Genomic DNA, 20,637 nt, shown 5'->3' with positions numbered 1-20,637 from the left:
GCGTCGCTCATTCAGGCCTCCGTTCCGAACGGAAGGGTGAACCGGATGTCGCCCTCCACCATGTCGCGCATGTCCGGGATGCCGTTGCGGAACTGCAGCGTGCGTTCCAGCCCCATGCCGAACGCGAAGCCCGAGTACACGTTCGGGTCGACACCGCACGCCCGGAGCACATTGGGGTTGACCATGCCGCAGCCGCCCCACTCGACCCAGCCGGGGCCGCCCTTCTTCTCCGGGAACCACACGTCGACCTCCGCCGACGGCTCCGTGAAGGGGAAGAAGTGCGGACGGAACCGGGTACCGGATTCCGCTCCGAAGATCGCGCGCGCGAACGCGTCCAGGGTGCCCTTGAGGTGCGCCATCGTGAGGCCCTTGTCCACGGCCAGTCCCTCGACCTGATGGAACACGGGCGTGTGTGTGGCGTCGAGCTCGTCGGTGCGGAAGGTCCGGCCCGGGCAGACGATGTAGACGGGGAGGTCACGGTGCAGCAGCGTCCTCGCCTGCACCGGCGAGGTGTGCGTGCGGAGCACGAGGTTCGAGCCCTCCGCTCCGGCGTAGAACGTGTCCTGCATCTGCCTGGCCGGGTGGTCCTTGCCGAAGTTGAGCGCGTCGAAGTTGAACCACTCCGCTTCCAGCTCCGGGCCTTCGGCGACCTCGTAACCCATGCCGACGAAGACGTCGGCGATCCGCTCGGCGATAGTGGTGATCGGGTGCCGGGCACCGCGCGGGGTCCGATCCCACGGCAGCGTGACGTCGACGGCCTCCTCCCGCAGAACCCGCTCGTCCCGCTCCGCCTTCAGCGTCGCGAGCCGGCTGTCGTAGGAGGACTGGATGGCCTGGCGAGCCTCATTGACGCGCTTGCCGGCATCGGCCTTCTGGTCCTTCGGCAGGGAACCGATGGCCCGCCTGGCGAGCAGCAGCGGAGAGTGGTCGCCCAGGTGCGCGGGCTTGACCGCCGCCAACGCCTCGAGGTCCTCGGCCCCGGAGAACGCCTCCTCGGCTGCTTTCACTGCCGCCTGCAACGTCTCGGGGGCGAGCGCGTCGCCCGCCACGGGCTCCTGCTTATCGCTGGCTTCGGACATGTCTCCTCGGCGTCCGCTGACGGATCTCGGCACCCCGCGGCCGCAGGCACACGGGTGCGGAAGGACAGGACGATTCTAGGCGACCGGCTCGACCACCCCGGCGGTCACCCTCGGTCAGGAAGCGCCGCGCAACGCGCTCGCGTACAGGCAGACGGCGGCGGCCGTGGCCAGGTTGAGGCTCTCCGCCCGGCCGTAGATCGGCACCCGCACCGCGTCGTCGGCCGCTGCCAGGACGTCGGCGGGCAGGCCGTGTGCCTCGTTGCCGAACAGCCAGGCGGTCGGCCGGCCGAGGTCGGGAGCGGTGCGGAGGTCGTGCTCGGCGTGCCCGTCCGCGGCGAGCACGCGCAGGCCGGCGCGCGCACACGCGGCCAGCACCGTGGGTACATCCCGTTCCCGGGCGACCGGGAGGTGGAACAGACTTCCCGTGGACGCGCGCACGCACTTGCCGTTGTGCACGTCCACCGTGTCGCCTGCGAACAGCACCGCGTCGGCACCCGCCGCGTCGGCGACCCGCAGGACGGTGCCCGCGTTGCCCGGGTCGGAGACGCCGGCCAGCACGGCGACCAGCCGAGGTTCACCCGACAGGGCGGTCTCCACCGGCACGGTCACGGTGTCACACACGGCGACGAGGCCCTGCGGCGACACGGTTTCCGACAGCAGTTCGGCCGCCCGCTGGGTGACGAGCGACACCTTCGGCGCCTGCGCCAGCAGGTCGCCGTGTCGTTCCGCGGCGGCGTTGGTGACGAACAGCTCGTGCACCCGGCCGTAGCGCAGCGCCTCCCGCACCGCCTGCGCTCCCTCGGCGAGGAACCGGCCGGTCTCGTCCCGGCCCGCCCGGGTGGTCAGGCGCCGAGCAGCGACGACCCGGGGCGTCTTGTGCGTGAACACGGTGACAGCCCCGGGTCGTGATCCGTTCGCGCTCAGGCCGACTTCTTCTCGTCGGTCGAGATGTGCTGCTTGGCGACCTCGACGAGCGACGCGAACGCCGCGGCGTCGTTGACGGCGAGCTCGGCGAGGATCTTGCGGTCGACCTCCACACCGGCGGCCTTGAGGCCCTGGATGAACCGGTTGTAGGTGACGCCGTTCTGACGAGCCGCCGCGTTGATGCGAGTGATCCACAGCTGGCGGAAGTCACCCTTACGGGCACGGCGGTCCCGGTAGGCGTAGTTGAGCGAGTGGAGCGTCTGCTCCTTGGCCTTGCGGTACAGCCGCGAACGCTGGCCGCGGTAGCCGCTGGCCAGTTCGAGAGTTGCGCGACGCTTCTTCTGGGCGTTCACCGCCCGCTTGACGCGTGCCACGGGTCCATCCTGTCGATCAGGGGGCGCGTCCTCCGCGCCCCGGTGGTTACGGCGGGTTCCGAGTCAGCGACCGAGCAGCCGCTTCACCCGGCGCACGTCCTGGGGGGCGACCTCGGTGGTGCCCTCGAGACGGCGGGTGAGCTTGCTGGACTTGCGCTCCATCAGGTGACGGCGCCCAGCACGCTGGCGGCGGATCTTGCCCGTGCCCGTCAGGCGGACACGCTTGGCCATCCCGCTGTGGGTCTTGTTCTTCGGCATTCTTCCCTCTTTCGTACGGCGGCACACCGACGATCGGTGTGCCGCTGTGCGTGCTGCCGGCCGACGCTGGCCGTCATGAACTAGGCGTTCTCGGCTTCCTTCGCCGCCTTCGCCTTGGCCTTCTTGTGCGGCGCCAGCACCATGATCATGTTGCGACCGTCCTGCTTCGGCGACGACTCGATGAAGCCCAGCTCGGACACGTCGTCAGCGAGCTTCTGCAGCAGCCGGAACCCCAGTTCCGGACGGGACTGCTCGCGCCCGCGGAACATGATCGTGACCTTGACCTTGTTGCCTTGAGCGAGGAAGCGGGACACGTGCCCCTTCTTCGTCTCGTAGTCGTGCTGGTCGATCTTGGGCCGCAGCTTCTGTTCCTTGATGACGGTCAGCTGCTGGTTGCGGCGAGACTCCCTGGCCTTCTGCGCGCTCTCGTACTTGAACTTGCCGAAGTCCATGAGCTTGGCCACGGGCGGACGTGCCTGCGGGGCCACCTCGACGAGGTCGAGGTCGGCCTCCTGGGCGAGCCGCAGTGCGTCCTCGATGCGGACGATACCGACCTGCTCACCGTTCGGTCCCACGAGGCGAACCTCGGGGACGCGGATGCGCTCATTGATGCGCGTCTCGGAGCTGATGGGGCCTCCTTGGTCCAAGTGTCGCTTGCTCTTGTTCGACCCTGGCGCCCACATACCACGGGCCCCGGTCACCGGTACCTTCGTACCTGTGTGCGGGGCCCTCAATCCGATCACTGCCTGGCTGAGCCAGGCGTTCCGCCGACACCGGAACGGCTCGTGCCGCTCGGGCGTCGCGGGACCGGACCCGGCCGCCTCGGTCGTGCTCTGGCGGCGACTCGGGTGGGAGCGGGGCTCCACTTGCGGCCCCCGATCGCTCGGAGGCTGGTCGCACGTGGAAGGGTACCAGACGTGGTCGACGACTCTGTAAACGCCGCCGGATCCGGGGATAATCCCCGGGACGTCCGCGAACTCGAGAACATTCCCAGCGTCGAGGTCATCAGCCGGGCGGCCGTCATGCTGCTCTCCGCCGCCGCCGAGCGGCTCGGCCTCGCCGACGAGGACCCGGATTCCAGCCCGCGCCGTGACCTCGACGAGGCCCGCAGGCTCATCACCGCGCTCGCCGGCCTGGTCACAGCCTCGTCGGAGTATCTGGGCCTGCACGCCGCGCCGCTGCGGGACGGCCTGCAGTCGCTGCAGAAGGCGTTCCGGGAGGCCTCCGCGGTGCCCGACGCGCCCGGTCAGGGCCCCGGCGAGAAGTTCACCGGACCGGTGTACTGACGGCGCGGCTCAGTCCAGCACGGCGAGCGCGTCGATCTCGACGAGGAAGCCCGGCGGGAGACCGACGTAGACGGTCGTGCGCGCGGGGTACGGCTCGCCGACCAGGGCGTTGTAGGCGTCGTTGAACTCCGCGAAGTGGGCCGGGTCGGGGAGATAGGCCCGCATCATCACGACGTCGGCGAGGCTCGAGCCGGCCGCCTCGAGCACGGCCTCGATGTTCGCGAACACCTGCCGGGTCTGCTCGGCGACGCCACCGGGCACCACCACGCCCGTGGCCGGGTCGATGCCCACCTGGCCGGCGACCTGCACGATGTTGCCCTTGCGCTTGGCCTGCGAGTAGGCGGCGACCGGCTGCGGCGCGCGGTCCGTGACGATCGCGCGCATCGCGCCCTCGGTCATGCGAGTTCTCCCCTCTTGCCCCGCGGGCCTCACCCGGCGGGCACGTACCGGACCTCGGGCCTGCCGACGCCGCCGTAATGCGGGCGACGCTTGGCCAGACCGTTGTCGGCAAGGTACTCGAGGTAGCGGCGTGCGGTGACGCGGGCGACGCCGGTGGCGGTGGCGGCCGCGGCGGCGGACAGGCCCTCCCCCGCGTCGGCGAGGACGGCCGTGATGGCGTCGAGGGTCTCCGCGCTCATGCCCTTCGGCAGGCTGCCGTGCTCGGACGTACGCAGGGTCGCGAGCATCCGGTCGACGTCGGCTTGCCCGCTGACCTCGCCGGGGCGGGCCACACTGTCGCGGAAGCGGGCGTAGCTCTCCAGCTTGTCCCGCAGCGAGGCGAACGTGAAGGGTTTCAGCAGGTACTGCACGACCCCCGCCGACACCGCGGCGCGGACGATCGCGAGGTCCCGCGCGGAGGTGACAGCGATGACGTCCACCGGCGTCCCCGCCGCGCGCAGGGCCTGGCACACCGCGAGCCCGTGGGTGTCGGGCAGGTAGAAGTCGAGGAGCACGAGGTCCACGCGGTGCCGGCGGCAGAAGCGGATGGCCTCGTTGCCCGAGTGGGCCACACCGGCGACGGTGAAGCCGGCCACGCGCTCGACATAGGCACGGTGTGCGTCGGCGGCGACCGGATCGTCCTCGACCACGAGCACACTGATCGTCCGGCTTGTCATCCTGCCTGCACCCTAGCCGGGCGCCGGCGCGGACCGGTCCGGGAGCGGGATACGGACCGTGAACACCGCGCCGACGTCGTTGCCGACCTCGACCGTGCCGCCGTGCCGCCGCACGGCCTGCCCCACCAGGGCGAGCCCGAGACCACGGCCCGCGGCACCACCGCCGGGTTTGGTGGACCAGCCGCGCCGGAAGATGTCCGGGGCCGCCTCGGGGGCGATGCCGGGGCCGGTGTCGGCGACGCGGAGGAACAACTCGTGCGGGTCGGACCGGACGGTGACGGTGACCCGCGGCGCCCGCTCGGCCGCCCGGTCGACGGCCGCGTCCACGGCGTTGTCGACGAGGTTGCCGAGGATGGTGATGAGGTCGCGGGAGTCGAACTGGGCGCCGGTGTCCTGCAGTGCGGTGTCCTCGGTGAGCACCAGCTCGACCCCGCGTTCGCTGGCCTCGCTCGACTTGCCGAGCAGCAGCGCCGCGAGCACGGGCTCGGCGACCGCGCCCACAACGCGGTCGGTGAGCTGCTGGGCGGTCTCCAGCTCCGCGGTCGCGAGCTCCACGGCCTGCTCCGCCTTGCCCAGCTCGACCAGCGACACGACGGCATGCAGCCGGTTCGCCGACTCGTGTGCCTGCGAGCGCAGCGACTCGGCGAAGCCGCGCACGGTGTCCAGCTCGCCGGTGAGCGACTGCAGCTCGGTGTGATCGCGCAGGGTCACGACGTTGCCCATCGCCCGGTCCCGCGACCGCACCGGCACCGTGTTCACCAGCAGCACGCGCGTGTCGGTGACGTGCAGTTCGTCGGCGGCCGGTTCGTTCGCGGTGAACGTCCGGGCGAGATCGGCGGCCAGCCCGAGGTCCTCCACCGGCGTGCCGCGCACATCCTCGGGCAGGCCGAGCAGCTCGCGCGCCGCATCGTTGCAGAGCACCACACGCCCGTCCCGGCTGACGAGCACGAGCCCTTCGCGCACCGAGTGCAGGATCGCCTGGTAGTACTCGAACATGCCGGACAGCTCGGCCGGCGCCACTCCCCGGGTCTGCCGGCGCAGGCGCCGGCTCACCAGGTAGCTGCCCACGCCGCCGACCAGCAGCACACCCGCGGCCACCGCGAACACCGGCACGAGGCGTTCCTCCAGCTCCGCCGCGATGGCCTCCACCGTGATGCCCACCGCCACCAGCGCGACCACCCGGCGGCCCGGCGTGTCGTCGAACACGGGCGCCACCGCGCGCACCGAGGGGCCGAGGGTGCCCGTGTAGGTCTCGGTGAACAGCCGCCCGGACAGTGCCGGCGCGATGGTGCCGATGAACGGCTCGCCGATGCGGTCCGGGTTCGGGTGCGTGAAGCGGGTCCGGTCACGGTCCATGATCGTGATGAAGTCGACCCCGGTGTCGGCGCGTACGCGCTCGGCGAACGGCTGCAGCATCCGGCTCGGCTCCGGCGACCCCACCGCGTCGACCACCTCGGGCGAGTCGGCAATGGTCGCCGCCACCGCGGTCACCTCCTCGGCGGCCTTGTCCTCGACCGCCTCCGCCGCGTCCGCGTAGGCCAGCGCCGTGCCTCCGCCGACCAGCACGCTCACCAGCACGAGTTGCAGCACCAGCAGCTGCTGGGCCAGGCTCCAGCCCCGGCCTGGCGCCCTGGGAGACACGACTCGCACCGCCCCATGACATCACAGGCGTTCACGACCGAAATGAACACAACCGTGACCTCACGCGGACACCTGCCGATAGTCGTCCTGGCCCTTTTCTGATCTCTCGAGGAGGCAACGTTGCCTGAACCGTCGGCGACGACCGGACCTGCTCCGAAACGCCGCGACCGCATGCATTACCTGTACCTCGCGGTGATCGCCGCGGTGGTGCTCGGTGTGATCGTCGGGTTCGCGGTTCCGGACGTCGCGAAGGAGCTCAAGCCGCTGGGCAGCGGCTTCGTGGACCTCATCAAGATGATGATCAGTCCGATCATCTTCTGCACGATCGTGCTGGGCATCGGGTCGGTCGCGAAGGCCGCGAAGGTCGGCAAGGTAGGCCTGCTGGCCGTCGGCTACTTCCTCGTGATGTCGACGTTCGCTCTCGGCATCGGTCTGGTGGTCGGCAACCTCCTGCACCCGGGCGAGGGCATGCACCTCGATCCGGAGGACGCGGCGAAGGTCCAGGAGCAGGCCGCCGAGGGCAGCGAGAGCACGGTCGACTTCCTGCTCGGCATCATCCCCGAGACGATGGTGTCGGCCTTCACCGAAGGCTCGGTACTCCAGACCCTGCTCGTGGCGCTGCTCGCCGGATTCGCGCTGCAGAAGCTGGGCCGGGCGGGCGAGCCGGTGCTGCGGGGCATCGAGCACATCCAGCGGCTCGTGTTCCGGATCCTCGCCATGATCATGTGGGCGGCGCCGGTGGGCGCGTTCGGCGCGATCGCCGCGGTGGTCGGCGAGACCGGCTGGGAGGCCCTGCGGAGCCTGGCCGTCATCATGATCGGCTTCTACGTGACGTGCCTGCTGTTCGTGTTCATCGTGCTCGGCGCCGTGCTGTGGTTCGGCGCCCGCGTGAACGTGTTCAAGCTGCTCGGCTACCTCGGCCGCGAGTTCCTGCTCATCGTGTCGACGTCGTCGTCGGAGTCGGCGCTGCCTCGGCTCATCGCGAAGATGGAGCACCTGGGTGTCAGCAAGCCGGTCGTCGGCATCACCGTGCCCACCGGCTACTCGTTCAATCTGGACGGCACGGCGATCTATCTGACGATGGCGACGCTGTTCATCGCCACGGCGCAGGGCAGCCCGCTCTCGATCGGCGAGCAGATCTCGCTGCTGGTGTTCATGATCATCGCGTCCAAGGGCGCGGCGGGCGTCAGCGGCGCGGGGATCGCGACGCTGGCGGGCGGTCTGCAGTCGCACCGGCCGGAGCTCGTCGACGGCGTGGGCTTCATCCTCGGCATCGACCGGTTCATGTCGGAGGCCCGCGCGCTGACCAACTTCGCGGGCAACGCTGTGGCCACCGTCCTCATCGGATCGTGGACCAAGGAGCTCGACCGCTCGCAGGTGCACCGGGTGCTGAGCGGGCAGGACCCGTTCAACGAGTCGACGCTTGTCGACGACCACGCCCCGAAACCTGCCGAGCAGGAGACCGAGCGGCAGCCCGTGCACGCCTGAGCCCGATGCGCGCCGGCGTGACCCGGCGGCGCGCGGAGGAATCCCGGCACACTGGGGTTCGAGGACATGCCGGCCCGGTTCGCGGATCGCGGACCGGGCCGGCATCGTCGTACATGCCCGGCATCGTCGCGCGCCGGCAGGCCCGTCAGGCGAGCCAGGCGCGCAAGCCGTGGAGCCCACGCCGCATCATCACGGCGTGGTTGATCCGGAAGACCGGGTGCGCCAGTGGGGACAGTGACCGCAGCAGCGGCCTGCGCACCTCCACGTGCTGGCTGATCCGCAACCGGGTGCCCGATCCGGCCGGGCGGAGAAGTCCGGTGAGCGAGCCCTCGAGGTCACCGGAGAGCCGCACGCCGAGCCGTCCGCCGTGCTCGTCCTCCTCGATGCGCGTCATCCGCAGCCGCAGCGCGAACGGTAGCGTCGCGCGGCACACGAGCTCGGCGGTGTCGTCGTCGACCTGCCGCACCGACCGCACATCAGGCCACCATTTCGGGTACGTCGCCAGGTCGACGACCGTGGCGAACACCCGGGGCGCCGGCGCCGGCAGGGTCCACTCGGTGCGGAAGCGATAGCGGGTCAGCGGCACCCGGTCAGTATCCCGCCGGAACGGTCACGGGGCGAGGATCGGCCGGAGGAACCGGCCCGTGTAGCTGTCCTCGTTCTCCGCGATCTGTTCCGGGGTGCCCTCGGCGACGACCATGCCGCCGCCCGAGCCGCCCTCGGGGCCCATGTCGATGATCCAGTCCGACGTCTTGATGACGTCGAGGTTGTGCTCGATCACGATGACGGTGTTGCCCTTGTCGACCAGCCCGTTGATGACGCCAAGCAGCTTGCGGATGTCCTCGAAGTGCAGCCCGGTGGTGGGCTCGTCGAGGATGTACACGGTCCGGCCGGTCGAGCGCTTCTGCAGCTCGCTCGCCAGCTTGACGCGCTGTGCCTCGCCACCCGACAGCGTCGGCGCGGGCTGGCCGAGCCGCACGTAGCCGAGTCCGACGTCCACGAGCGTCTGCAGGTGCCGGTGGATCGCCTTGATCGGCTCGAAGAACTCGGCGGCCTCCTCGATCGGCATGTCGAGGACCTCGGCGACGGTCTTGCCCTTGTAGTGCACCTCGAGCGTCTCGCGGTTGTACCGGGCGCCCTTGCAGACCTCGCACGGCACGTAGACGTCCGGCAGGAAATTCATCTCGATCTTGATGGTGCCGTCGCCCGCACACGCCTCGCACCGGCCGCCCTTGACGTTGAAGGAGAATCGCCCCGGCTGGTAGCCGCGGACCTTCGCCTCTGTGGTGGCCGCGAACAGCTTGCGGATGTGGTCCCACACGCCGGTGTAGGTGGCCGGGTTGGACCGTGGGGTCCGGCCGATCGGCGACTGGTCGACCCGGACCAGCTTGTCCACGTTGTCCAGGCCACGCACGCGGGTGTGCCGGCCCGGCACCTGCCGGGCGTTGTTGAGCTTGTTGGCCAGCACGGTGGCGAGGATGTCGTTCACGAGCGTCGACTTGCCCGACCCGGACACCCCGGTGACCGACACCAGGCAGCCGAGCGGGAACGACACGTCGATGCCGCGCAGGTTGTGCTCACGCGCGCCCACGACGGTGACCTGCCGCTTCTTGTCCACGGGACGGCGGATCTGCGGGACCTCGATGGTGCGCCTGCCGGAGAGGTAGTCGCCGGTGAGCGACTTCTTGTTGCGCAGGAGCTTCGAGTACGGTCCGCTGTGGACGATGTTGCCGCCGTGCTCGCCCGCGCCGGGGCCGATGTCGACCACCCAGTCGCTCGACCGGATGGTGTCCTCGTCGTGCTCGACGACGATGAGCGTGTTGCCGAGGTCGCGCAGCCGGGTCAGCGTCTCGATGAGCCGGTGGTTGTCCCGCTGGTGCAGACCGATCGACGGTTCATCGAGCACGTAGAGCACGCCGACCAGCCCGGAGCCGATCTGTGTGGCGAGCCGGATCCGCTGCGCCTCACCCCCGGAGAGCGTGCCCGCGGCGCGGTCGAGCGAGAGGTAGTCGAGTCCGACGTCGAGCAGGAAGTGCAGGCGGGCCTGGATCTCCTTGAGCACGGCGCCCGCGATCATGGCCTCGCGCGGGCCGAGCACGAGCCCGTCGAGGAACTCCGAGGCCTCCGCCACCGACAGCGCGCAAACCTCGGCGATCGAGCGCTCCCCCAGCTCGCCGTGCTCCAGGGTGACGGCGAGGATCTCCGGCTTGAGCCGCGTCCCCTGGCAGGCGGGGCACGGCACCTCCCGCATGTAGCCCTCGTAGCGTTCCCGCGAGTACTCGGACTCGGTCTGCTCGTGCCGCCGCTCGAGGAACGGGATGACGCCCTCGAAGTTCGCGTAGTACGACCGCTGCCTGCCGTAGCGGTTGCGGTAGCGCACGTGGACCTGCTCGTCGACACCGTGGAGGACCGCCTTCTGGACCTTGGCGGGCAGCTTGCGCCACGGCACGTCCATCCGGAAGCCGATCGTCTCGGCGAGCGAGGCGAGCAGCCGCTGGAAGTAGTCGGCGCTCTGCCCGCCCGACCACGGCGCGATGGCGCCCTCGGCCAGCGACAGCTCGTCGTCGGGCACGACGAGCTCCGGGTCGACCTCCTTGCGCACGCCGATGCCGGTGCACTCGGGGCAGGCACCGTAGGGCGAGTTGAACGAGAACGACCGCGGCTCGAGGTCCTCGAGGGCGAGGGGATGGCCGTTGGGGCAGGCGAGGTTCTCGGAGAAGCCGCGCACGCGGTGCGGGTCGTCCTCGGGCAGGTCGACGAACTCCAGCTCGACCAGCCCGTCGGCCAAGCGCAGGGCCGTCTCGACCGAGTCGGTGAGCCGCTGCTTGGCGGTCGGCTTGACCTTCAGCCGGTCGATGACGACCGCGATGTCGTGCTTCTCCTGCTTCTTCAGCTTCGGCGGCTCGGTCAGCGAATACACGGTGCCGTCGACGCGAGCGCGGGCGTACCCCTGCTGCTGCAGGTTGGCGAACAGGTCGACGTACTCGCCCTTGCGGCCGCGGACCACCGGTGCCAGGACCTGGAACCGGATGTCGGGTTCCATGTCGAGGACCTGGTCGACGATCTGCTGGGGCGTCTGCTTGCTGATCGGCTCGCCACACTGCGGGCAGTGCGGCTTGCCCGCGCGGGCGTAGAGGAGCCGCAGGTAGTCGTAGACCTCGGTGATCGTGCCGACGGTGGATCGCGGGTTGCGGGAGGTGGACTTCTGGTCGATCGACACCGCGGGCGAGAGGCCCTCGATGAAGTCCACGTCCGGCTTGTCCATCTGACCGAGGAACTGGCGGGCGTAGGCCGACAGCGACTCGACGTACCGCCGCTGGCCTTCGGCGAAGATCGTGTCGAACGCCAGGCTCGACTTGCCCGATCCGGACAGCCCGGTGAACACGATCATGCTGTCCCGCGGCAGATCGATGTCGACGCCGCGCAGGTTGTGTTCGCGGGCGCCACGGACTACAAGGCGATCAGCCACCCGAAGGTCCCTTCCCTGGTCTGTGGAGTGCCGGTGTCAGATCTGACGACGGCCGCCGCCATGCTAGGTCGCGCCACCGACAGAAACCGACGGTGCGGCCCCCGGCCGCACCGGCACCCGTCCAGCGTAACCACCACCGCCCGGTGCGTTCCCCGAGCGGGACCTCCCCCACCTGGTGTGAATCCGGCCACCGGTCGAGGACACGCACCGCACCGACTACCGTGTCCCGGGTGAACGTCGTTGAGGAGTACACCGGTCACGTCGAGCCCGGAGGCGACGCCGCACGGCGCACGCTCGACGCGCTGACCATCACGAAACTGTCGGTCGGCCCCATGGACAACAACGCGTACCTGCTGGTGTGCCGGGAGTCCAACGAGGCCCTGCTCATCGACGCGGCCAACGACTCGGAGCGGATCTCGGACCTCATCGGCCACGGCCCCGACCGGCCCGCGCTGCGCAAGATCGTCACGACGCACCAGCACCCGGACCACTGGCAGGCCCTGGGCGCGGTCGCCGGCGCGAACGGGTCGTACACCGCGGCGCACCCGGCGGACGCCGACCCGCTGCCCGTGCCGCCGGACTACCTCCTCGAGCACGGCGACACCATCACGGTCGGCGAGTGCACCCTCGAGGTCATCCACCTGCGCGGCCACACGCCCGGGTCGATCGCGCTGCTGTACCGCGACCCGAACGGGCACCCGCACCTGTTCACCGGCGACTCGCTGTTCCCGGGCGGGGTCGGCAAGACCAACTCGCCCGAGGACTTCACCTCGCTGATCAACGACGTCGAGGAGCGCATCTTCGACCGGCTGCCGGACGAGACGTGGTTCTACCCGGGCCACGGCGACGACTCGACCCTCGGCGCGGAGCGCCCGAAGCTGCCGGAGTGGCGCGAGCGCGGCTGGTAGCCGTGCAGCTGGTGCCTGCGCGATGAGCGGCACGACAACGGGATAGCTGCGACTACAGCCGGAGCCATCCCGGACAGCGACCCCGATCCGCTCGCAACAGCGGTACCGGCCGGGCGCAGGCGAGGGCAGCCACAACCGTCGGTCTCGGGACCGCGTCGGTGTCAACAGTCCCGGTCGCCGCACCAGCTCGACTCGGCCTCGTCTGTCTTGGAGACCTGCAACGTGACCTCGCCGGCGGTGTTCGCCTGCGTGTCAGCGGCGGGCTCCTGCGCCACGACCACCCAGTTGGCCGGGTTGGCCACGAACGCGTGCCCGTCGACGGGCAACGGCTGGATGTTCGTCATGCCGAGGTTCTCCAGCGTGTCCATCGCCGCCATGAGATTCAGGCCCTCCACGGAAGGCATCTCGACGGTCGTCGGCGTCGGCGGTTCCACAGGTGCGGCCGGCTGGACCGACAGAGTGGGCGATTCGGGGACACGTGTCTGCTGGGTGTCCGGCATGGCGCATGCCGTGGCGGCCCCGATGATGGCTGCGGACAGGACAAGGGCAGCCAGGGACTTGCGCATTGTGTTCCTCTCGGGAAGCTAGGGCCGGGGAGCTACGAGCGGCTACGTGGCGCGGCCGTGCCGATGTGCGGATACGGAAACCATCGGTGATCGACCGGGCCCGGTTACCCCTCGTGAGCAATCTGTGATCCGTCGGCATGGCACGGCCTCCGCTCCACCGGCGGCGCACGCTCGAGCTGGGCCAAACCGCTGGCAACCGAGGACTCGGTGACCCGCGCTTGTGCGCCGTGCTGCCGGGAGATCAGGACGCCACCCGCGTCCGCGGAACCCCTGTCGTCACACCCGCCGCACGCGGGCCAGCCACGCCGGCAGGTCCACCGCCGCGCCCGGAGCGACCCCCAGCTCCGTCGCATGGTCGCCGTGCGCGACGGCGCGGTAGACGCTGGTGCCCAGGTCCTCGACGACCCACCCGTCGGTGAACGCCTCCCGGATCGCACCGGAGCTGATGCGCGGGCCGAATCCGGGTTCGCCGGTGCGGGCAAGGGCCAGCACGTGGACCAGCGCGCCCGGCCGGCACACCCGGTGCAACGCGGCGGCGTAGCGCCGGCCGTCCTCGGGTCCGAAGACGTGGAACAGCGCGCTGTCGACGACGGTGTCGTACCGCGGCTCGCCCGCGAGCACGAGGGCGTCGGCAACCTCGAACCGAGCACGCACCCCACGCTGCTCGGCGTTGCGCCGCGCCAGGTTCACCGCACGCTCGGAGAAGTCGATGCCGAGCACGTCGTACCCGAGCCGGGCGAGGTGGATCGTGTGCTCGCCCGTGCCGCAGCCGGCGTCGAGCACGCTCCCGTGGACGTACCCCTCGCGTTCCAGGGCGACGATCGCCGGCTGCGGTTCCCCGACGACCCACCCCGCGGTCGCGTCCTCGTAGGCGGCGTCGAAGGTCTCGCGCGGAACCGTCGTGTCCATTCCCATCCCCTCTCGGTGCGCTGACGGGTCCAGCATCCGACCTCCACCAAGGTCGAGGTCAAGGCGCCCGGAGCACCCGATTTGATGAACAACGTCCGACTGTCGATGGGTTGTCGCCGGTCCACCGCTCGACCACGCTGACCGCCATGCGCACCACACGACGGACACTGACCGCCGCGGCGGGGCTCCTGCTGTTGTTCGCCGCCACTGTTCCCGCGAGCGCCCAGCCGCCCGAACGCGGCGTGTACGAGATCTCCGCCGGCGCCCAGGAGCGCGTCGCGCGGGCGGGCGTGGACGTGCTCGGCGTGCGGGACGGGACGCTCACCGTCGTCGCGAGCCCGGCCGAGGTGGCGAGCCTGCGCGCCGAAGGACTGGACCTCCGTCCGGTCGGCGATGTCGACCGCGTGCTCGCCGAGCGCAACCCCGACCGCCGCGCCGCCCCGGGCGACTTCCCGGCAGGCGACGAGGGTTACCACACCTATGCCGAGGTGACCGCCGAGCTGCGCCAGGCGGCCCAGGACCACGGGGACGTCACGGCGTTGTCCTCGGTCGGCGAGTCGTTCGAGGGACGGGCACTGCACCTGGTCAAGATCAGTGACCACGTCGAGCGCGACGAGGCCGAGCCCGAGGTCCTCTTCACCTGCAACCAGCACGCCCGGGAGCACCTCACCACCGAGATGTGCCTGCACATCGTGCAGCGGTTCACCGATTCCTACGGCCACGATCCCGTCGTCACGCAGTTCGTGGACTCCCGCGAGATCTACGTGATCCCCACCGTCAACCCGGACGGCGCCGAGTACGACATCGCCGGCGGCCGGTACCAGGGTTGGCGCAAGAACCGTCAGGGCGAGGGCACCGATCTCAACCGCAACTGGGGCCACCGGTGGGGGTGCTGCGGCGGCTCCAGCGGCCATGAAGGCTCGGAGACCTACCGCGGCACCGCGGCGTTCTCCGCGCCCGAGACGAAGGCGGTCGCGGACTTCGTCGACTCCCGGGTCGTCGGTGGCACCCAGCAGATCACCGGCCACATCGACTTCCACAGCTACTCCGAACTGGTGCTCTGGCCCTACGGTCACACCACCGACGACGTGGGCGAGGGCATGACGCCGGACCAGGCACAGCGGCTGCGCTCCGTCGGCGAGGAAATGGCCGCCGCCAACGGCTACACCCCCCAGCAGTCGAGCGACCTCTACGTGACCGACGGCGACATCAACGACTGGATGTGGGGCAGGCACCGGATCCTGAGCTTCACGTTCGAGATGTACCCGGCCGACGGCCCCGGCCTGGACGGCTTCTACCCGCCCGACGAACAGATCCGGCCGCAGACCGAACGCAACGACGCCGCCGTCGACATCCTGCTGCGGGAGGCCGGCGCCGACCGGGCGTGACCGGGCACAGGGCAGGCACGCAGGCTCGCGGACCGGCCACGCCCGCAGCTCGCGCGCAGGTCCGGGCGGGCCCACCGGGCAGCACCAGCCCGACCGGCCACGCCCGCCGGGTCGGACCCCGGTCGATGGCCCGCCGGCCACGCCGCGTCGGCCCGCACATCAGCCGCTGTGCCGGGCCGTCCGCGGCCGCCTACCGGTCGTCGCCCGCGGTGGCCGCAGCCTCGGTGCCCAGCCGTTCGGCATAACGCCGTCGCAGCTCGGCGGTGCGCGCGTCCGGCCACGGGCAACGGACGTCGCCGTGCAGCGCGGCGAAGAGCAGCTCCAGGTGCGTGTGCCACGCGGCGAGCGCCGTCTCGGCCTCGGCGGCCGGGTCGAGCGTGTGGGTCAGCACGAGCCGGGTGCCCACCGGTTCCTGGTCGCGGAGTTCAACCCGCACCCGGCCGGACGGGACGACGCCGTACTCGACGGCGCACACCGGTTCCACGGTTGTCACCTCGGCGGGTTCCAGGTGGCCATGCGTGAACCGCACCGGCACCGGCTCGCCCGCCACCGGGACCCCGCCCTCGGTGAGCACCCGCCACACCTCCTCCGGCGGCTGCACGAGATCGCGTTCGAACCGGACGACGCGGCCGTCGCCGGTCGTGCGGAGCTCGCCGTCGGCCAGGCCGTACTCCTCGACGTACTGTTCGGCGCGCGCCAGGAACCACCGCCCGTCGCGCTCCGGTGCGTCGCGGCCGTCCAGGCCCGCGGCCAGGACCTCCAGGCCGCGTTCCCAGCCCGGGCCCTGCCGGGCGACCGACGGCCGGTCGCCGGAGGTGCCCGTGCCGCTCAGGGTGTGGCTGAAGGAGAGCACGCAGCCGTCGCCGTCGGGCACGAGTTCGAACCGCAGCACCGAGCGCGCCCACCGGAAGGCGTAGACCTTCGGCGGGTCGTACTCGAGCACCTCGCCCTCGGCGAAACGGCCGCCCGGATCGGCGTCGTCGCCGAAGGAGAACCGCATCGGCGCGCCTGCCCGGGGTTCGGTGTCGATCGAGGCGGGGAACCACCGCGCGGTCTCGGCCGGGTCGGTGATGGCCCGCCACACTCGCTCCGGCGCGTGCGCGAGCCGGCGTTCGAACCGCAGCACCGGCCTGCCGCCGACGGTCTCCAGCCCGCCGAGCGCGAACCGGTCCGCCGTGGCGGCGAGGACGTCGAGGCAGCCCAGCCAACCCTGCTGTGTCCGCTCGGCCCACGGGTTGTCGGCGAAGGCGTGTTCCATCACCAGCACGCAGCCGCCGCCGTCCGGGGTGAGCCGGAAGCGCAGCCGGTGAGCGCCCGTCGCCTCGTCGAACTCGGTGAACGCGAACGACCGGTGTGGCACGAGCTCGGTGATCTCCGCGTGGACCTCCGTGCCCTGCTCGTCGCGGAACCGGATGATGCCGCCGACACGCACGTCCATCTCGACAGCCAGGAACGGATACCACGCGCTCAGGTGCTCGCGTTCGGTCAGCGTTCGCCAGACTTTCTCCGGTGGGTGCGGGTAACGCCGCTCGAACCGCAGTTCCCAATCCTCGCCCACGCGGCGTACGGCGTCGTTCACGGGTCACTCCTCGGCTCGGGTTCGTCGGGCATCGTGTCCAGGTGCCGCTCGAGTGCGTCGAGACGCTCGGCCCAGAAGCGCCGGTACGGCGCGAGCCACGCCTCGATCTCCAGTAGCGGCTCCGGCCGGAGCCGGTACCAGCGCCGCTGCGCGTCGTGGCGGACGTCGACGAGCCCGGCCTCACGCAGGATCCGCAGGTGCTTCGACACCGCGGGCTGGGTCAGCTCGAGCCGCTCGACGAGGTCGCCCACCACGCGTTCGCCGTCGCGCAGCAGGTCGAGGATCTCCCGCCGGCGCGGCTCGGCCAGCACCTCGAACGTCGTAGTTGCCATAACGGCAATATAACCGTCAGGGCATGAATGCGCAAGGGCGGCGAGCCCCCTGCGCTCGCCGCCCTCACCGGACCGCCGGTCAGTGCCAGGTGTCCATGTGCTCGCGGATCTGCCCGGTCACACTCGACCCGTCGTAGTACTTCTCGTAGAACGCCGGGTCGACGTGGTGGATCACCGCGCCGAAGTTGCACTGCATCGGGTTGAAGTACACGGGCGCCTGGCCGTAGTGCTCGACGCAGTAGTCGAAGTACGCCGCACACGCCTCGACGGCCCAGTCACTCACCTGCACCACCGGGCTGTTGACGATGTTGCGGACGACCTCTTGCTTGTACGGGCCGCCGTGGCTGAGCATCCAGTTGTCGTCGCCCTTCGACATGGCGCGACCGAAGCCGTACTTCTCCTCCATCATCGCGTCCACGACGGCGCGCCCGTTCGGATACTTCTCCGAGGGCACGTACGTGGCTTCCTTGACGCCGTCCACGCCCCATGTCTTGAGCGCGCCGGACGCGGCGGGCGCGCGCTCGTTGAGCGGCTCATGCCGGAACCCCAGACCGTGGGCGATGTCGGGGAACGCGCCCATGAGCACGTCGTCGAAGAAGCCGCAGAAGATCCAGTTGCCCAGGCCCATCGCCTCGGCCGCCAGCCGCATGTTCTGCACCATCGAGCCCGGCGGGTAGGTCTCCACCTGGAAGATGAATTGCTCGATCTGGCTGATCGTGATGGGGAACTCCAGCTGGCCTTCCTTGACCCAAGGCGCGGTCCCCGCCGGCTCGCCGGTCTTGTCGTCGACCAGGTAGATGTGCCAGGCGTCGAAGATGTTCAGCATCACGCTGAAGTACAGCCAGCCGATGTCGGTGATCGGGATGAACCACGTGGTGCCGGGGCGGTTCACGTTGTACTGGTAGGGCCCGAACAGCGAGGCGTTGGGTGCGCCCGGGGCCCGCAGCGCCCAGTCGATGTCCGGCCTGCCGTCCATGACCTTCTTCAGGCCGTCGCGGTACCAGTCCAGGACCTTGTGGTAGTCCTTTTCGCTCTCGATCTCCACCATGCGTTCGCGTTCGGGCCCGGGGTTGTAGATGAACGCGCCCTCGTCCTTGATGATCAGCAGGTCGTGCGCGAACGAGTTGCCGGGGCCCGCGGCCGTACGGCCGGCGATGCCGACCAGCTCGTGGAATCCCCCGCTGGTGGCGATGTCCCAGTGCGCCATGCCGTTGGGGCCGCAGGCGGACCAGGCGACGATGGCCTCCTCGACCTCGCTCAGCGGCACGACGGGGTGCTCGGAGACGAACGCGAGCGGGCCCTTCGGCTGGTGCAGCCGCCTGCCCGCCGCGGACTGTTCCTCCTCGCCGCTCTCGATCTTGTAACCCATCGCCACCCGCCTGCTGCGCAAGGTCGCGAGCAGCTGCGGCATCGGCTTGGTCTTCTCGAAGTAGGCCTTCAACTGCCGTTGTTGTAGCTCCGCGGTGGCCGTGTCCGCGCGCGGTGCGGTCGCTGTCATCGGTTTCTCCTCTGCGTACGGCGAGCCCCTCCGCAGAGTGATCGGTGTCACACTCGGGCACAATGGCGGCGCGTGCCAACGACCCCGGGCGGCGTTGTGTGCCCGGTACAGCTCTTCCCCGGGTCACTGCCGTTCGAGCGCCGACTGCACTCGCAGGGCAAGTTCGAGCAGGAAACGATCGTCCACGTCGCGCAGGCTGACGCCGAGCATGTCCTGCACCTTCGACAGCCGATACCGGACCGTGTTGGGATGGACGTGCAGGTCCGCGGCCGCACGCTCGAGGTGCCGGTCGGCGTCGAGGTAGGCGTGCAGCGTCTTGACGTACTCGGTGCCTGCGGTGGTGTCGGATTCGATCAGCGGGCCCAGCGCATTCTCCACAATGGACTGCAGCGACTGCCGGGACGGACCTCGCGCCAGCAGCCCGTAGAGCCCCAAGTCCGCCTGGCCGAGCACCTCGCCCGCGGGCGAGCGGCGCCGCGCGACGTCGAGCGCGAGCGCGGCCTCGGCGTAGGAGTCGGCGTAGTCCGCGAAACCGAGACACAACCGCCCGAGCCCCGCGACCAGGTCTGCCGCCGGCTCCCCGGGCGCGACCACCTCGCGCAGCGCGCGGTCCACCCGCTCCAGGTCGGCACCCTCCGGGTCGAGCAGCACCACGACGTCCCCACGGCGCGGGTTGACGATCGAGCGCGGGAACCGCAGCCGCAGGCACCGCTCGACGTGGGCGAAGACTCGGCGCGTGACACCCGGCGGAGCGTCGCCCGATCCGGCGTCCATCGGCAGCCGCAGGCCCACACACGCGACGTAGCGCGGCGCGGACGGTTCGATGCCGAGCAGCGCGGCGCGCGTCCGCATGCCGGGTACGTCGGCGATCCGGCCCTCCAGCAGGTCGTCGAGGAACTCGCTGTGCACGCGGGATTCCGCCCGCAACGCCGCCCGCTCGCGCTGCAACTGCAACGCGACGAGATCGGCGCAGATCTCCACCAGTTCCCGCTCGGCCTGCGCGGGTTCGCGGTCGCCGCTGACCCGCAGGTAGCCGAGCGGCTCGTCACCGACCGGCACCCGCAGCCGCACCGGCTCGCCAGGCCCGTCGCCCGGCGGCGCCTTGGCCAGCCGGTCGCCGCCGGGCTCCAGGAGTTCGGCCGTCATGCCGAGATGGTGGGCGAGCACGCCGATCCCCACCACCAGGTCCTCGGTCCGGGCCAGGCTCATCGCGATGGCGCCGAGCACGTCGACCGTGCGCGCCGCGGCGTGCGCCACACGTTCGGACAGTTCGGCCCGCTGCTCCTCCCGGTGCCGCTCGCGGATCCGGCCGAAGGCGACGGCCGTGTCGGCGCCGATGACGGACAGCTGCCGGATCTCCTCCGGCTTCCACGTGCGGGGCACACGCTGGCACGCGTAGAGCACGCCGAGCACCTCGCCGCCGTACAGCAGCGGCGCACACGCACCGCCCCGGATGCCCTCGGCGTCGATCACGTTCTTCATGACCGGCACCCGCCTGCGGTCGCGCCGGTAGTCCCGGCAGACGATGGGGCGTCCCTCCTGGGCGACGCGCCCCCCGATCCCCTGCCCCACGGCGAGATGCCAGCGCGCGGGCATCTCGGCGGTCCGCAGTCCGCTGTAGGCCGCCATCCGCAGGTCGCCGTCGCTCACGACACCACACCAGCTCACGTCGGCGGCCAGTGCCTCGCGAGCCGTGTCCACCGCCGCCTGCGCGGCCGCGCTGACCGTGTCCGCCGTCAGCAACCGGCGCAGCAGGCCTTCCAGCGCCATCCTCGCAGCGTAGGCCGGTGCGACGGCCGGCGTCACCACCTCGCCGGGGCGGC

Annotated in this window: 20 protein-coding genes; 4 read left to right on the top strand and 16 right to left on the bottom strand. The window is 70.8% G+C overall.

The genetic code is table 11. The features are described 5' to 3' along the window. Window positions 1-11: 11 nt before the first annotated feature. The 5 genes from pheS to infC form a co-directional block, all read right to left on the bottom strand. Window positions 12-1,079: a phenylalanine--tRNA ligase subunit alpha gene (gene pheS / locus ACFSZT_RS16480; protein ID WP_377390373.1), complete on the bottom strand. Its 1,068-nt coding sequence runs from the start codon at window positions 1,077-1,079 to the stop codon at window positions 12-14. Window positions 1,080-1,193: 114 nt separating this feature from the next. Continuing rightward, the gene (locus ACFSZT_RS16475) at window positions 1,194-1,967 is read right to left on the bottom strand and encodes a TrmH family RNA methyltransferase (protein WP_377390371.1); all 774 of its coding nucleotides are present in this window, start codon (window positions 1,965-1,967) and stop codon (window positions 1,194-1,196) included. A 32-nt stretch (window positions 1,968-1,999) separates the two neighbouring features. Beyond that, window positions 2,000-2,377 carry a 50S ribosomal protein L20 gene (rplT, locus tag ACFSZT_RS16470; protein WP_377390369.1) on the bottom strand — a complete coding sequence of 126 codons (378 nt, stop codon included), beginning with the start codon at window positions 2,375-2,377 and terminating at the stop codon, window positions 2,000-2,002. A gap of 63 nt (window positions 2,378-2,440) precedes the next feature. Then, window positions 2,441-2,635 (bottom strand): 50S ribosomal protein L35, encoded by a 195-nt coding sequence (gene rpmI / locus ACFSZT_RS16465; RefSeq protein WP_377390367.1) that lies wholly within the window; start codon window positions 2,633-2,635, stop codon window positions 2,441-2,443. 80 nt (window positions 2,636-2,715) lie between these two features. After that, on the bottom strand, window positions 2,716-3,318 hold the full coding sequence (gene infC, locus ACFSZT_RS16460) for a translation initiation factor IF-3 (protein ID WP_377390409.1): 603 nt from the start codon (window positions 3,316-3,318) through the stop codon (window positions 2,716-2,718). 234 nt (window positions 3,319-3,552) lie between these two features. On the opposite strand from infC, the gene ACFSZT_RS16455 reads away from it, so the two are divergent. Further along, window positions 3,553-3,921, top strand: a complete 369-nt coding sequence (locus tag ACFSZT_RS16455; RefSeq protein WP_377390365.1) for a DUF1844 domain-containing protein — start codon at window positions 3,553-3,555, stop codon at window positions 3,919-3,921. A 9-nt stretch (window positions 3,922-3,930) separates the two neighbouring features. Here ACFSZT_RS16455 and ACFSZT_RS16450 read toward each other — a convergent pair whose 3' ends face one another. The 3 genes from ACFSZT_RS16450 to ACFSZT_RS16440 are packed head-to-tail and all read right to left on the bottom strand — an operon-like array spanning window position 3,931 to window position 6,686. Then, window positions 3,931-4,320 carry a RidA family protein gene (locus tag ACFSZT_RS16450; RefSeq protein ID WP_377390363.1) on the bottom strand — a complete coding sequence of 130 codons (390 nt, stop codon included), beginning with the start codon at window positions 4,318-4,320 and terminating at the stop codon, window positions 3,931-3,933. Window positions 4,321-4,349: 29 nt separating this feature from the next. Next, window positions 4,350-5,036 carry a response regulator gene (locus ACFSZT_RS16445; protein WP_377390361.1) on the bottom strand — a complete coding sequence of 229 codons (687 nt, stop codon included), beginning with the start codon at window positions 5,034-5,036 and terminating at the stop codon, window positions 4,350-4,352. Window positions 5,037-5,048: 12 nt separating this feature from the next. Beyond that, window positions 5,049-6,686, bottom strand: coding sequence for an ATP-binding protein (locus tag ACFSZT_RS16440; protein ID WP_377390359.1), 1,638 nt, complete (start codon window positions 6,684-6,686; stop codon window positions 5,049-5,051). A gap of 162 nt (window positions 6,687-6,848) precedes the next feature. Between ACFSZT_RS16440 and ACFSZT_RS16435 the strand changes: the two genes are divergently transcribed. Beyond that, window positions 6,849-8,165, top strand: a complete 1,317-nt coding sequence (locus ACFSZT_RS16435) for a cation:dicarboxylate symporter family transporter (RefSeq protein WP_377390407.1) — start codon at window positions 6,849-6,851, stop codon at window positions 8,163-8,165. Window positions 8,166-8,310: 145 nt separating this feature from the next. On the opposite strand, the gene ACFSZT_RS16430 is transcribed toward ACFSZT_RS16435, so the two are convergent. Next, window positions 8,311-8,751 (bottom strand): SRPBCC family protein, encoded by a 441-nt coding sequence (locus tag ACFSZT_RS16430; protein WP_377390357.1) that lies wholly within the window; start codon window positions 8,749-8,751, stop codon window positions 8,311-8,313. Window positions 8,752-8,775: 24 nt separating this feature from the next. Beyond that, window positions 8,776-11,634 (bottom strand): excinuclease ABC subunit UvrA, encoded by a 2,859-nt coding sequence (gene uvrA, locus ACFSZT_RS16425; protein WP_377390355.1) that lies wholly within the window; start codon window positions 11,632-11,634, stop codon window positions 8,776-8,778. Window positions 11,635-11,864: 230 nt separating this feature from the next. Here uvrA and ACFSZT_RS16420 point away from each other — a divergent pair, with 230 nt between their 5' ends. After that, entirely contained in the window at window positions 11,865-12,542 is a 678-nt protein-coding gene (locus ACFSZT_RS16420) for an MBL fold metallo-hydrolase (protein ID WP_377390353.1), read from the top strand. 161 nt (window positions 12,543-12,703) lie between these two features. Here ACFSZT_RS16420 and ACFSZT_RS16415 read toward each other — a convergent pair whose 3' ends face one another. Continuing rightward, window positions 12,704-13,108: a PASTA domain-containing protein gene (locus tag ACFSZT_RS16415; RefSeq protein ID WP_377390351.1), complete on the bottom strand. Its 405-nt coding sequence runs from the start codon at window positions 13,106-13,108 to the stop codon at window positions 12,704-12,706. Between the two features lie 276 nt (window positions 13,109-13,384). Further along, window positions 13,385-14,017 (bottom strand): class I SAM-dependent methyltransferase, encoded by a 633-nt coding sequence (locus ACFSZT_RS16410; protein ID WP_377390349.1) that lies wholly within the window; start codon window positions 14,015-14,017, stop codon window positions 13,385-13,387. A gap of 146 nt (window positions 14,018-14,163) precedes the next feature. Here ACFSZT_RS16410 and ACFSZT_RS16405 point away from each other — a divergent pair, with 146 nt between their 5' ends. Continuing rightward, the gene (locus ACFSZT_RS16405; protein WP_377390347.1) at window positions 14,164-15,405 is read left to right on the top strand and encodes a M14 family metallopeptidase; all 1,242 of its coding nucleotides are present in this window, start codon (window positions 14,164-14,166) and stop codon (window positions 15,403-15,405) included. Window positions 15,406-15,595: 190 nt separating this feature from the next. On the opposite strand, the gene ACFSZT_RS16400 is transcribed toward ACFSZT_RS16405, so the two are convergent. The 4 genes from ACFSZT_RS16400 to ACFSZT_RS16385 form a co-directional block, all read right to left on the bottom strand. Continuing rightward, window positions 15,596-16,984: an SRPBCC domain-containing protein gene (locus ACFSZT_RS16400; RefSeq protein ID WP_377390345.1), complete on the bottom strand. Its 1,389-nt coding sequence runs from the start codon at window positions 16,982-16,984 to the stop codon at window positions 15,596-15,598. Next, on the bottom strand, window positions 16,981-17,316 hold the full coding sequence (locus tag ACFSZT_RS16395) for an ArsR/SmtB family transcription factor (RefSeq protein ID WP_377390343.1): 336 nt from the start codon (window positions 17,314-17,316) through the stop codon (window positions 16,981-16,983). The genes ACFSZT_RS16400 and ACFSZT_RS16395 overlap by 4 nt, the downstream gene beginning before the upstream one ends. A gap of 79 nt (window positions 17,317-17,395) precedes the next feature. Then, window positions 17,396-18,814: a hypothetical protein gene (locus ACFSZT_RS16390; RefSeq protein WP_377390341.1), complete on the bottom strand. Its 1,419-nt coding sequence runs from the start codon at window positions 18,812-18,814 to the stop codon at window positions 17,396-17,398. A 123-nt stretch (window positions 18,815-18,937) separates the two neighbouring features. Beyond that, window positions 18,938-20,584 (bottom strand): helix-turn-helix domain-containing protein, encoded by a 1,647-nt coding sequence (locus ACFSZT_RS16385; RefSeq protein ID WP_377390339.1) that lies wholly within the window; start codon window positions 20,582-20,584, stop codon window positions 18,938-18,940. Window positions 20,585-20,637 lie beyond the last annotated feature (53 nt).

Origin of the sequence: Prauserella oleivorans, from assembly GCF_042685745.1 — a bacterium.
GTDB classification, from domain to species: Bacteria; Actinomycetota; Actinomycetes; order Mycobacteriales; family Pseudonocardiaceae; genus Prauserella_A; species Prauserella_A oleivorans.
The sequence above is the reverse complement of the archived record's forward strand: the minus strand, read 5'-3'. Positions and strand labels throughout refer to the sequence as shown.